General features: G+C 70.5%; 10 protein-coding genes. 4 read left to right on the forward strand and 6 right to left on the reverse strand.

Translation table 11 applies throughout. The features are described from left to right. Nucleotides 1–9: 9 nt before the first annotated feature. From ACFPZ3_RS13915 to ACFPZ3_RS13930, 4 genes are read right to left on the reverse strand one after another with little or no spacing between them, the layout of a single operon-like run. A complete protein-coding gene (locus tag ACFPZ3_RS13915) occupies nt 10–1,842 on the reverse strand; it encodes a glycoside hydrolase family 127 protein (protein WP_379514473.1) in 1,833 nt (610 codons plus the stop codon). After that, a complete protein-coding gene (locus ACFPZ3_RS13920) occupies nt 1,835–2,599 on the reverse strand; it encodes a carbohydrate ABC transporter permease (protein WP_379514474.1) in 765 nt (254 codons plus the stop codon). The genes ACFPZ3_RS13915 and ACFPZ3_RS13920 overlap by 8 nt, the downstream gene beginning before the upstream one ends. Further along, entirely contained in the window at nt 2,596–3,501 is a 906-nt protein-coding gene (locus tag ACFPZ3_RS13925) for a carbohydrate ABC transporter permease (protein WP_379514475.1), read from the reverse strand. The genes ACFPZ3_RS13920 and ACFPZ3_RS13925 overlap by 4 nt, the downstream gene beginning before the upstream one ends. Then, nucleotides 3,498–4,769: an ABC transporter substrate-binding protein gene (locus tag ACFPZ3_RS13930; RefSeq protein ID WP_379514476.1), complete on the reverse strand. Its 1,272-nt coding sequence runs from the start codon at nt 4,767–4,769 to the stop codon at nt 3,498–3,500. The genes ACFPZ3_RS13925 and ACFPZ3_RS13930 overlap by 4 nt, the downstream gene beginning before the upstream one ends. A 111-nt stretch (nt 4,770–4,880) precedes the next feature. Here ACFPZ3_RS13930 and ACFPZ3_RS13935 point away from each other — a divergent pair, with 111 nt between their 5' ends. Further along, entirely contained in the window at nt 4,881–5,894 is a 1,014-nt protein-coding gene (locus ACFPZ3_RS13935) for a LacI family DNA-binding transcriptional regulator (protein WP_379514477.1), read from the forward strand. 55 nt (nt 5,895–5,949) lie between these two features. Here the strand turns inward: ACFPZ3_RS13935 and ACFPZ3_RS13940 are convergent, their stop codons facing one another. Together ACFPZ3_RS13940 and ACFPZ3_RS13945 are read right to left on the reverse strand one after the other, a co-directional pair. After that, complete coding sequence (locus ACFPZ3_RS13940; RefSeq protein ID WP_379514478.1) at nt 5,950–7,560, reverse strand: cellulase family glycosylhydrolase; 1,611 nt, start codon at nt 7,558–7,560, stop codon at nt 5,950–5,952. An 85-nt stretch (nt 7,561–7,645) separates the two neighbouring features. Then, complete coding sequence (locus tag ACFPZ3_RS13945; RefSeq protein ID WP_379514479.1) at nt 7,646–8,293, reverse strand: TetR/AcrR family transcriptional regulator; 648 nt, start codon at nt 8,291–8,293, stop codon at nt 7,646–7,648. Nucleotides 8,294–8,409: 116 nt separating this feature from the next. Here ACFPZ3_RS13945 and ACFPZ3_RS13950 point away from each other — a divergent pair, with 116 nt between their 5' ends. Genes ACFPZ3_RS13950 through ACFPZ3_RS13960 form a run of 3 tightly spaced genes read left to right on the forward strand, consistent with a single transcriptional unit; the run spans nt 8,410 to nt 12,127 of the window. Next, a complete protein-coding gene (locus ACFPZ3_RS13950) occupies nt 8,410–8,880 on the forward strand; it encodes a (2Fe-2S)-binding protein (RefSeq protein ID WP_379514597.1) in 471 nt (156 codons plus the stop codon). Beyond that, complete coding sequence (locus tag ACFPZ3_RS13955; protein ID WP_379514480.1) at nt 8,877–9,863, forward strand: FAD binding domain-containing protein; 987 nt, start codon at nt 8,877–8,879, stop codon at nt 9,861–9,863. Before ACFPZ3_RS13950 ends, ACFPZ3_RS13955 begins: the two co-directional genes overlap by 4 nt. Beyond that, entirely contained in the window at nt 9,860–12,127 is a 2,268-nt protein-coding gene (locus tag ACFPZ3_RS13960; protein ID WP_379514481.1) for a xanthine dehydrogenase family protein molybdopterin-binding subunit, read from the forward strand. The genes ACFPZ3_RS13955 and ACFPZ3_RS13960 overlap by 4 nt, the downstream gene beginning before the upstream one ends. Nucleotides 12,128–12,134: the final 7 nt, after the last annotated feature.

Raw genomic sequence — 12,134 nt, forward strand, 5'->3', positions numbered from 1 at the left:
GGACCTCTCCTAGATCGTCGGTAGCCAGACACGCATGGTCGCGGGCCCCCGGTTGCCCCACCGGTGGTAGGGGACCAGGCGCAGCCGCACATCGGCCTCTTCGCCGGGCGCGCCCGAGTCCCCGTACGGCCAGCCGCCGTTGCCGGCCGCGCTGAGCGACGCGTCGATCTCCAGCTCCACCACGCCGTCCACCGCCCGCTCCACCGGCGGCTCGACGCTCGCCGTCAGGTTGCCGAGCGGCGGCTCGTCGGCCACCGACTCCGCGCAGTAGACCAGCGGCCCGCGCTCGACCGCCGCGCTGCCCCGCAGCGCGTCGATCCGCCGGTCGGGGAACGTCCAGCGCGGCCGCATCGGCAGCTCCAGCCGCAGCTCGTCGCCCGCCCGCCACGGCCCTTCGACCGAGGCGTAGCCGGGGCCAACCGGCCGGATGACGGGGCCGTCGGGCAGCGGCGCGTCCTGCGAGGAGGCCGGGATGTGCGCGAGCGTGGCGTCCGTGGCCCAGGCGGGGACGCGCAGGCCGATGGCGCCCGCGCCGTCCTCCAGCACCCGTACGCTCACCGAGCCGGTCCACGGGTAACCGGTCTCCACCCGCACCGCCAGCCCGCCGTGGCGGATCTCCGACGGGGTGAGGTGGTGGATGAGGATCCCGTCACCGGAGGCGGCGGCCACGTACGCGGGCAGGGAGGCCAGCGTGCGGGCGATGTTGTTCGGGCAGCAGGACACGTCGAACCACGGCGAGCGCAGCCCGCCCTCGGCGGCGTGGTTGACGCCGTTGAGCGGCACGGCGGGCACCCGTACCTGCAGCGGGTTGGCGTAGAAGAACGAGCGGCCGTCCAGCGCGACGCCGGTGGCGAGCATGTTGTACAGCGTGCGCTCGGTCAGGTCGGCGTAGCGGGCGTCGCCGGTGGCCAGCAGCAGCCGGTGCGACAACATGATGGAGGCGATGCTCGCGCAGGTCTCGTTGTAGGCCCGGTCAGGGGGCAGCTCCCAGTCCTCGCCGTACGACTCGTCGGCATGCCTCGAGCCCATGCCGCCGGTCAGATGGGTACGCCGGGCGACCGTACGCTCCCACTGGGACTCCACCGCCTTCAGCAACTCCTCGTCCCCGGTCTCGACCGCCACGTCCACCACCCCGGAGGCCAGGTAGAGCGCGCGCACGGCGTGCCCGCGGAACACCTGCGCCTGCCTGGCCGCGATGTCGTCCTGGTAGTAGGCGCGGCCGAACGGGATATCGGCCAGGGCGGGCAGGCCGCGCCGCTCGACGAAGCGGCGGGCCATCTCCAGGTAGCGCTCGGCCCCGGTGGCCCGGTAGAGCTCGACCAGCGCCATCTCGATCACCGGGTGCCCGCACGTCTCGGTGCCCTCCATGAAACGGCGGCACACGTGGTCGGCGGCCTTGACGACGACCTGCGTGAGCTGGTCCTCGCCGTGGGTGCGCAGCCGGGCCACCCCCGCCTGGATCAGGTGTCCGTAGCAGTAGAGCTCATGGCCCCACTCGAAGTCGGTGTAGCGGCTGCCGGACCAGCGGGTGTTGAGGTAGCCGTCGCCCTCCTGAGCCTGGGCCACGATCTCGGCCAGCGCGGGCAGCCCGGGATGGTCGGCCCAGGCCATGGCCTCCAGCAGCTTGTAGATCTCCGAGTCGCTGAACTCCCGCCCCCTGCGGGGCCGCTCGCCCCTGAAGTTGCCGATCCAGCCTTCTCGCTCCTCCCACTCCTGACAGTGGTCGATCGTGACCTCGCGGTTGAGCGCCACCCGGTCTCCCCAGAAGCCGGGGAGGATGCGTACGGCATCGAGGCCGAGTGGGGACAGGACGCCCGATGAGGGCAGGACAGGGTTAGCCACGCAGAGCTCCTGACATGAATCCGCGCACGTAGTGGCGCTGCAACACGATGAAGAGGATGAGGCAGGGGATGGCCATGACCATGACGCCCGCCTGGAGCATGCCGTAGTCGATCGCGCCGAACGTGTGCTGCGTCATGCTGACCACGGCCACCGGCAGCGTGAACGACGAACCGTCGTTGAGCAGGATGAGCGGCGCGAAGAAGTCGTTCCACGAGGCCAGGAACGCGAACAGGCCCACCGTGACCAGCGCGGGCCGCACCGCGTGCAGCAGGATCCTGGTGAACGCCCTGAACGTGCCGCACCCGTCCACCAGCGCGGCCTCCTCCAGCTCGCGCGGCAGCCCCTCGAACGCGTTGCGCATCATGAACAGCGCGAACGGGAGCTGGAACATCACGAACACCAGAGAGAGCCCCACCAGCGAGTTCTGCAGGCCGATGTAGCCCAGCAGGACGTAGAGCGGGATGAGGATCGTCGCGTACGGCACCATGAGGATCGCCAGCGTGGCCAGGAACAGCAGGTTCTTGCCCGGGAAGTCGAAGCGGGCGAAGCCGTAGCCGCCGAGCGCCGAGACGACCAGCGTGCCGCCCACCGTCATGACCGAGACCAGGACGCTGTTGGTCGCGTAGGTGCCCAGGCCCTCGCCGAAGCCGGCCATCTCCAGGTAGTTGGACGGCTCCTCCAGCGAGGCGTAACCGCTCCACACCAGCGGGAACAGGAACAGCACCGCCAGCGCGGACAGCGTGAGGTAACGACTCAACGGAGCCTCCTCATCATCAGCGTGTTGAGCCCGACCAGGGCCACCAGCAGCACGACCGACAGGGCCGCCGCGCCGCCGAGGTCGAAGCGGAAGAACGCGTCCCGGTAGACGACCATCACCATGGAGACCGTGCTGTTGTCCGGGCCGCCGTTGGTGAAGACGAAGAACTGGTCGAAGGCCAGCAGCGAGCCGGTGACGCTGAGGATCAGCATCAGCGCCAGCGTCGGGCGCAGCAGCGGCAGCGTGATCCTGGTGAAGATCTGCCAGCGGTTGGCCCCGTCGCTCCTGGCGGCCTCGTACACCTCGGTCGGGATCGCCTGCAGGCCGGTCAGCAGGATGAGCATGTTGAACCCGGCGAAGCGCCAGATGACCAGCGTGATCGTGGAGAACAGCGCCATGTTCGGCGTGCCGATCCACTTGACCGGCTCGCCGGTGACGCCCAGCGCCCGGAGCATGGGGTCGATGGGGCCGAAGTCGTTGTTCAGCATGCCGTAGAAGAGCAGGCCCGCCGCCGCGAACCCGACCGCTCCCGGCAGGAAGAACGCCGTCCTGAAGAACGCGATGCCCGGTTTGCGCTCCTGCACCAGCAGCGCCAGGCCCAGCGCCACTCCCGAGAGCAGGACGGTCGTGATGGCCGTGTACTTGAGCGTGAAGAACACCGCGTCGACGAAGAGCGGGTTGTCGGCGATCTTGAGGTAGTTGGCGGGGGCGTTGAAGGTGGCCTGGCCGAGCAGGGGCCAGCGGTTGAGCGACATCCAGACGACCAGCACCAGGGGCGCGATGAACAACACGCCCACGATGAGGGCGGTCGGGGCCGCGTACAGCCAGCCCTGAGCCTTCCTGCTCCGCCACCGGGCGGACGGCGCCGAGTGCGCCGCCCGCCTTGTGATCGTCACCATCATTGCTGGAGGGACTTCGTGATTTCGGAGTTGAGCTGGGTGGCCTTGGAGGCGTCGCCGAACACGGACTCGCGGGCCAGGCGCAGCCACGGGCCCTGGGGGTCGTTGTAGGTCTGGCCGAAGCGCAGCGCGAACGGGGTCTGGCCCTTGGCGACCAGCGAGTTGATCAGCACCACGCGCGGGTCCTCTGAGGAGTACTTGTTGCTGGCCAGGTCGGTGCGCGCGAGCACGTCCTTGTTCTTGGCCATGACCTCGACCTGGGCGTCGTCGGAGACCGTCCAGGACAGGAACTCCCAGGCCGCGTCCGCGTTCTTGCTGGTGGCGGAGATGCCCACCGAGTCGCCGCCCACGAACGTCGACTCGCCGCCGTCAGGACCGGCGATCGGGGTGACGCCGATCTTCATCTCCTTGGGCATCAGGCCGAGCGTCGTCGAGGGCATCGGCATGACGCCGATCTCGCCCTTGGGGAAGAAGCCGGTCCAGGTCGGGCCCTGCTCCTCCTTGGCGGTCGGGCCGGTGGCCTTCTTCTCGTACAGCTCGCGCCAGATCTTGAACACGTCGGTCATGGCCGGCTGGTCGTTGAGCGAGGCCGTGCCGTCGGGGTTCATGACCTGCGCGCCCGCCGCCCAGACCGACGGCCAGAAGGTGAAGACGTAGCAGCCGCCGCAGTTGCCGCCGAAGAAGGTGCCGTGCACCTTGCCGTCCTTGCCGAGCTTCTCCTGGATCGTGGTGGCCTGCTGGGCGAACTCCTTCAGCGACTTCGGGCCCTGCTCGGGGTCGAGCCCGGCCTTCTCGTACAGGTCCTTGTTCCAGAACCAGACGGACAGGTCGAGCGTGTGCGGGAGCGTGTACTGCCGGCCGTCGAGCGTGCCGAGCTTCATGTGCGAGGGGGCGAGCTTGTCCTTGTACGGCAGGGCCGCGACCCGGTCCGTGACGTCCATGAACAGGCCCTGGGAGGTGTAGTTCGGGACGAAGATGACGTCGGCCGCGAAGACATCGGGCAACTGCTTGGCTCCGGCGGCGGCGGCGATGCGGGGCTGGTAGTTGTCGGTCGGGATGACGGTGAGCTTGACCTGGTTCTTGTGACTGCTGTTGTAGGCCTTGACCAGCCGCTCGCTCTGCGTCTGGGTGGCCGCTCGGGTCCACATGGTGATCGTCACGGGACCGTCCGCCGGTTGCCCGCCGCCGCCCCCGTTGCCTGCATTGCCGCAGGCCGCAGCTGTGAGCGCTAACACACCGAGGAGGGAGATCCCGGCCAGCCTTCGTCTCATGATGTGCTCCTGGACTTAAAGGTTTTCGGAAACGTAGAAGAAACATGAGCCCATGTCAATGGGTGCTATGGTGCTAAGCAGTTCACAATTCACCGAAAAGGGTTTCGAAGTATGGCGGGTAAGCGGGCGACCATCAACGATGTGGCCTCGCTGGCGGGGGTATCCATCGCCACGGCCTCCAAGGCGATCAACGGGCGCCAGGACGTGCGGGCGGCGACGCGCGAGCGCGTGCTCGCCGCCGCGGCGGAGCTCTCCTTCCAGCCGAACGCCCTGGCCAGAGGGCTGCTGTCGGGGCAGACGCGCACGGTGGGGCTGCTCACCTCCGACAGCGTCGGCCGATTCGGCATCCCGGTGCTGCTCGGGGCCGAGGACGCGTTCGGGGCCGGGGAGATGGCCGTGCTCCTCTGCGACGCGCGAGGGGACGCGATCAGGGAGCAGCACCATCTGCGGGCGCTGTTGTCGCGGCGGGTGGACGGGCTGATCGTGGTGGGGGAGAGCACGAACCCGCGGCCCTCGGTGAGCAAGGATCTGCCCGTGCCCGTCGTGTACGCGTACGGGCCCTCCGAGGATCCCTCCGACGTTTCCTTCGTTCCCGACGACGTCGGGGCCGCCGCGATGGCCGTCAACCATCTGCTGGCCCTCGGGCGCCGGCGCATCGCGCACGTCACGGGCCCCGCCCACTACAAGGCCGCCCGCGACCGCGAGGAGGGCTTCCGTCAGGCGCTCGCCTCGGCCGGGCTCTCCCAGGCCGGGCAGACGTTGTCCGGGGTGTGGTCGCAGCGGTGGGGGCGGCACGCGGCCGAGATGTTGCTGATGGCCGAGCCCGAGATCGACGCGGTGTTCTGCGGCAGCGACCAGATCGCGGCCGGCTTCGTGGAGGCGGTCAGGGAGCGGGGGCGGCGGGTGCCCGACGACATCGCGGTGGTGGGGTACGACAACTGGGAGGTGCTGTCCACCGAGACGCGGCCGGCGCTGACGACCGTGGACATGAACCTCGAGGTGCTGGGACGCACGGCGGCCCAGCACCTGTTCGCGGCCATCGACGGCCGGGCTACGCCGGGGGTGCACACCCTCCCGTGCGAACTCGTCATCCGCGACTCAACCTCACCCCCAGGGCTGTCCTGACCCCGGCCCGCCCCCGCCGCGTCCCTCCGCGCGGCGAAGGCGGGTGCGTGAGCCGTCAGGAGGTGGCGCAGGTGTAGGAGGTCACCGTGGCCGTGTTGCCGCCAGGCCGGGCGACCTGGAAGCCGAAGCTGGTGGAGCCTCCGGCCCCGAGGTTCCCGTTGTAGCCCGCGTTCCGTACCGTGACCGTCTGCCCGCTGACCGTCGCCGCGGAGTTCCACGAGCCGGTGAGTGTGTGGCCGGCGGGCAGGGTGAAGGTGACGGTCCAGCCGGTGACGGCCGAGGTGCCGGTGTTGGTGACCGTGACGGGCTGCACCACGTACCCGCCGCTCCACTGGCTCTGCACCGTGCCGGCGGCCGTGCAACCACCGCCGGTCCCGCCGCCCGAGGTGGTGGTGAACGTCGTCGTGGCGGAGTTGGCCGAGCGGTTGCCTGCGCCGTCGCGGGCGCGGACGTACACCTGGTACTGGGTGGAGGCGGTCAGGCCGGTCAGCGTGATCGAGTTGGTCGCGGACTGACCGAGGAGGGGATCGGTGGCGCCCTGTTCGCGGTAGATCTCGTAGCCGGCCAGCCCGGAGCCGCCGGAGTCGGTGGAGGCAGACCAGGTCAGGGTGGCGCCGCTGGAGGTGACGCCGGCGGACGACGGGGTGCCGGGGGTCGTCGGGTTGGTGGTGTCGGTGCCGCCGCCGGAGAAGAAGGTGGCCTCGCGGGAGGTCGTGGCGATGCCGTTCGCGCCGTTGAAGATGCGCTGGCCCCAGGATGTCAGGCTGGCGGCGCTGAAGTTGGTGACCATGTCGAGGTATTCGACGCCGCCCCCGTTGCCGCTCCACGACCAGCCGATGTAGCCGAGCCCGCGCGACTGCGCCTGGGACATGATCGTGTCCTCGTCGGGGTTGCCGTCGGAGTGGTTGTGCCCGAACTCACCGATGACGAGCGGCAGCCCCGCGGTCTGGAAGGCGTTCAGGTACGCGGTGATCTCGGCGGCCGTGTCGAAGACCCCGTACATGTGGATGGAGAAGACCGTGTTGCGCTGCGCGTCGGCGTTGAAGACGGCCTGGGCGTTGTCGCGCATCGTGAACTGCCAGTCCTGGCCCCAGTTGGGCGCGTCCACCATCAGCATGTGCTGGAAGCCCAGGCCGCGCATCCTGGTGATCGCGCTCGTGGTGGCGCTGGTCCAGGCGGCGACGTTGTTGTTGCCGTACGGCTCGTTGCCGAGGTTGACGACGATGAAGTCCTCGGTGCCGGTGAGCGCGCTCCTGACGCCGCTCCAGTAGGTGACGGCCTGGTCGAGCGTGTACGCGCCGCTCTGCTCCCCGTACCCGGTGGTGTCATGGTTTTCGAGCACGCATATTAACCGGTTCTGTCTGCAGAGTGAGACGACGCTGGCCACGTCGGAGGCCCCGTTGGCGGGCCACCGGCCGCCGCTCAGCACGACCCGCACGGTGTTGGCGCGCAGGCCCTTGATGTCGGAGAAGGAGCCCGTCTGGCTGGCGTACCAGGTGTGCGCGTGACTGACGCCGCGCATGACGAACGCGTTCCCGTTGGCCTCAAGGATCCTGGTGCCGCTGACCCGGAGCCCGACCGCGGCGTGCGCGGGAGCCGGGGCGATGAGCATCGAGACGAGGAGCGACAGGAGCGCCGCCGCGGCGAGCCCGAGTCGTTTGGTCATGGGGGGTGCCCTTCTGCCGTTAACCGGTTAGGTACGGGCACATGCTCTGCGGAATCCGCGCTGATGTACAGCGAGGGTGAAAGTTTCACTCGTCCCTGAGCGACGGCAGGCCGGCGGCCAGCGCCTTGAGGCCTCTGATCAGGGTGGGGAGCAGCACGGGGCAGGCGGCGGCCAGCTCGGGGTCCTCCGCGTAGGCCTGGGCGAGCGCGGCCGAGGGGTGGGAGGCCGGGTAGAGCATGCCGGCCAGGGCGCCGGCGGCGGCCACCAGCTCCATGCCCTCGCGATCGGTCAGCCCGGTGACGCCCGCGACCACGGCCCCCAGCTCGGCGGCGGCGGACAGCACCGTGTGCTTGTACGTGCGGATGGCCGACACGGACACGTTGTACTCGAGGCTGGTGGAGGCGTGGCCCAGCAGGTCGCAGAGCAGGGGCCGGTCCGTGAGCGTCTCGGCCACGACGGTCACCGCCTCGGTCGTGCCGCCGGCCTCGCGCAGCCGGGCGGTGGCGGTCTCGGCCCACTGCCGCCACTCCTCGGCGGCCAGCTCCAGGTAGATCTCCTCGCGGGTGCCGAAATAGCGCACGATGTTCGACTTCGCCAGCCCGACGGCCTCGGCCACCGCTCCCAGGCTGACGTTGCGCACGCCGGAGGTGCGGGCGAGCTCGCTGGCCGCGGCGAGGATCGCCTCGCGCCGCTGCTGCTTGTGCTCGGGCCGCCTGGCACGGAGGAACGTCATGACGCGTAAAGCATACTGGCCTGACTTAACAGAACACCGTTCCCTTGTTAAGGAAACGGTGTTCTGTTAGCGTCCCGATTACACCGGTAGGGAGGAAGCGAGTGACCGAGATACGGATGAAGATCAACGGCGACGTCGTGTCCCTCGACGTCGAGCCGTGGGTCAGCCTGCTCGACGCGCTCCGCGAGCGACTCGGGCTGACCGGCCCCAAGAAGGGCTGCGATCAGGGCGCCTGCGGCGCGTGCACGGTTCTCGCCGACGGCATGCGGATCAACTCCTGCCTGGCCCTGGCCATCCAGTACGACGGCAGCGAGATCACCACGATCGAGGGCGTTTCCCACCCTCTCCAAAAGGCGTTCGTGCGCCACGACGGCTTCCAGTGCGGCTACTGCACCTCGGGCCAGATCTGCTCGGCGATCGGGATGCTGGCCGAACACGCCTCCGGCATGCCCAGTGCCGTGACGGTCTCCGACGAGCTGAGCGAGGCCGAGGTCAGGGAGCGGATGAGCGGCAACCTGTGCCGCTGCGGCGCGTACAACGGGATCGTGGACGCGATCATGGACGTGGCGGGGGAGGAGGAGCGATGAGGCCGTTCGCGTACGTCAAGCCGGTCGACGTCGAGGCCGCCGTGCACGCCGCCACCACCGAGCCGGGCGCGAAATACCTCGGCGGCGGCACCAACCTGGTCGACCTGATGCGCGAGGGCATCGAACGCCCCGACACGGTCGTGGACGTCACCGGGCTGCCCCTCGACACCGTGGAGGAGCTGCCCGACGGCGGCCTGCGCGTCGGCGCGCTTGTCCGCAACAGCGTGCTGGCCGCAGACCGCCGCGTACGCGCCCGCTACCCGGTCTTGTCGCAGGCACTCCTGGCCGGCGCCTCCGCGCAACTGCGCAACATGGCCACCGTGGGCGGCAACCTGCTGCAACGCACCCGCTGCGCGTATTTCTACGACCCCGCCTCCGCCTGCAACAAGCGCCAGCCGGGCAGCGGCTGCGACGCGCTCGGCGGGTTCAACCGCGGCCACGCGATCCTGGGCGCGAGCGAGAGCTGCATCGCCACCCACCCCTCCGACATGTGCGTGGCGCTGGCCGCCCTGGACGCCGTCGTCGAGGTACACGGCGTGCACGGCCCCCGCCGCATCCCGCTCACGGACTTCCACCGCCTGCCAGGACACACCCCGGACATCGAGACCGAGCTGGCCCCCGGCGACCTGGTCACCGCGGTCGAGCTGCCGCCGCTCACGGCGGACTCCCGCTACCGCAAGGTACGCGACCGCGCCTCCTACGCCTTCGCCCTCGTCTCGGTGGCGGCGGCCCTGCGCGTGCAGGACGGAACGGTGACCGAGGTACGGCTGGCGCTAGGCGGCGTCGCCCCCAAACCCTGGCGGGCCCGCGAGGCCGAGCGGATCCTGCTCGGCGGCCCCGCGGACGAGGCCGCCTTCCGCCACGCGGCCGAGGCGGAGCTGGCCGCCGCGACCGTCCTGCCGGACAACGCGTTCAAGGCCGGACTCGCCGTGGCCACGATCACGGCCACGCTGCGCGAACTGAACGAGGGAGAGGCTCGATGAGCGTCAAGTTCGCCGAGACCGAGCAGACGACCGGCACGAAGTACGTCGGCCGCGCCGTCGACAGGATCGACGGCCCCGCCAAGACCACGGGCGAGGCCAAGTTCGCCGCCGAGTACCCGTACCCGGGTATGGCCTACGCCGCGCTCGTGCACGCCACGATCCCGCGCGGCCGCATCACCGCCATCGACACCGCGGCGGCGCGAGCCGTGCGCGGCGTGATCGACGTCCTCACCCACGAGAACGCCCCGCCCATGAAACCCGCGCCCAAGGTGAGCTTCCTCGACCTCAGCTCGCTCGCCTCGGGCACGTCGGTCAACTACCTGGCCACCGACGAGGTGCACTGGAACGGCCAGCCGGTGGCGGTCGTGGTCGCCGAGACACCCGAGACGGCGCGGTACGCGGCCTCGCTCGTGCGGCCCGCGTACCAGGAACTGCCCGCCGCGGTGGACTTCGCGGCCGAGGAGCCGAACGCGGTCCCCCAGAAGGGCAACCTGCTGGCCGAGGCCGCGGCGGACAAGGGGGACGCGCAGGGCGCCCTCGCCGCCGCGCCGCACTCGGTGGACCTGACCTTCACCACGCCGCCGCACACCCACAACGCGATCGAGCCGCACGCCACGACCGCCGTGTGGGACGGCGACCGGCTGACCCTGCACGAGGGCACGCAGAACATGCCGTGGTTGCGCAAGCACCTGGCCCAGCGGTTCGGGGTGCCGGAGAAGTCGATCAGGGTGCTGGCGCCGTACGTGGGGGGCGGGTTCGGCGGCAAGGGCTCGGTCTGGGCGGGCACACTGCTCGCCGTGCTGGCCGCGCGGGCGACCGGCCGGCCGGTACGCCTGGCGCTCACCCGCGAGAGCGTCTACCACACGGTCGGCGGACGCACCCCCAGCACGCAGCGGGTCGCACTGGGCGCGGACGCGGAGGGGCGGCTGAGCGCCCTGATCCACACCAGCGTGTCCAGGACGGGCCGGGTCGGCGGCATGCCGGAGAACATCACCGGGGGCTCCCGCCACCTGTACGCCGCGCCCAACATCCACCTGCGGCAGAGCACCGTTCAGCTCGACCTGCTGTCCAACACGTTCATGCGGGCGCCGGGCGAGTCCATCGGCACCTTCGCCCTGGAGTCGGCCGTGGACGAGCTGGCCTGGGAGCTGGGCATGGACCCGGTCGAGCTGCGCATGCGCAACGAGCCGGAGCGCGATCCGGTGGGCGGGCAGCGGTTCGCGCACCGGATGTTGCGGGAGGCGTACGCGCTGGGGGCCGAACGGTTCGGCTGGCGCGAGCGCGACCCGAGGCCCGGCGCCATGCGGGACGGGCGGTGGCTGGTCGGCATGGGGGTGGCCACGGCCTACCACCCGTCGATGCGGATGACGGCGAGCGTCACCATCCGGCTGAGCGCGGACGGCACGGTCGTGGTGCGCTGCGGCATGCACGAGATAGGCGTGGGAGCGGCGACCGTGCAGGCGCAGATCGCCGCCGACGAGCTGGGCGTGCCGCTGGAGTCGGTACGCGTGGAGTCCGGCGACTCCGACCTGCCGCCCGGCCCGGGGGCGGGTGGTTCCATGCAGACCGCGAGTGTGGCGGCGGGCGTGCTGGACGCCTGCGCCAAGCTGAAGCGCACGGTGCTCGGCCTGGCCCGCCGCGCGCCGGGCTCGCCGCTGCGGGGCAGGAAGCCGGCGGACCTGGAGGCTCGCGACGGCGGGCTCTACCACGGAGGGCGCGGGCAGACGTACGCGGAGATCCTGGCCGCGGCCGGTCGCGACCACGTGGAGGCGGCGGTCAAGGGGAACATGCTCGGCTTCATGGTCCAGACCCTGCGCGACCGCAGGAAATGGGTGAAGGCGGCGTCCGGGGCGCAGTTCTGCGAGGTCCGGGTGGATCCCGACACCTTCGAGGTACGCATCTCGCGCTGGCTGGGCGTGTTCGACGTCGGCAGGGTGATCAACGCCAGGACGGCGGCGAGTCAGCTCAGGGGCGGCATCGTGATGGGCATCGGCATGGCGCTGTCGGAGCAGACGCTGATCGATCACCGTACCGGCCGGATCATGAACCCCAGCCTGGCCGAGTACCACGTGCCCGTGCACGCCGACATCCCCCACATCGACGTGCACTACCTGGACGACGCGGACCCGACCATGCCGCTGGGCCTGCGCGGGGTGGGCGAGGTCGGCATCACCGGGGTTGCGGCGGCGGTGGCCAACGCCGTACGCCACGCCACCGGCAAGCGTGTCCTGGACTTGCCGATCACACTCGACAAACTGGTGTAGGACAGAG

It is taken from the genome of Nonomuraea insulae (genome assembly GCF_042656245.1).

Excerpts from the sequence above, each read along its gene's own strand:
- ACFPZ3_RS13925 (WP_379514475.1), bottom strand. The coding sequence starts at position 3,501 with ATGATGGTGACGATCACAAGGCGGGCGGCGCACTCGGCGCCGTCCGCC.
- ACFPZ3_RS13930 (WP_379514476.1), bottom strand. The coding sequence starts at position 4,769 with ATGAGACGAAGGCTGGCCGGGATCTCCCTCCTCGGTGTGTTAGCGCTC.
- ACFPZ3_RS13935 (WP_379514477.1), top strand. The coding sequence starts at position 4,881 with ATGGCGGGTAAGCGGGCGACCATCAACGATGTGGCCTCGCTGGCGGGG.
- ACFPZ3_RS13940 (WP_379514478.1), bottom strand. The coding sequence starts at position 7,560 with ATGACCAAACGACTCGGGCTCGCCGCGGCGGCGCTCCTGTCGCTCCTC.
- ACFPZ3_RS13945 (WP_379514479.1), bottom strand. The coding sequence starts at position 8,293 with ATGACGTTCCTCCGTGCCAGGCGGCCCGAGCACAAGCAGCAGCGGCGC.
- ACFPZ3_RS13950 (WP_379514597.1), top strand. The coding sequence starts at position 8,410 with ATGAAGATCAACGGCGACGTCGTGTCCCTCGACGTCGAGCCGTGGGTC.
- ACFPZ3_RS13955 (WP_379514480.1), top strand. The coding sequence starts at position 8,877 with ATGAGGCCGTTCGCGTACGTCAAGCCGGTCGACGTCGAGGCCGCCGTG.
- ACFPZ3_RS13960 (WP_379514481.1), top strand. The coding sequence starts at position 9,860 with ATGAGCGTCAAGTTCGCCGAGACCGAGCAGACGACCGGCACGAAGTAC.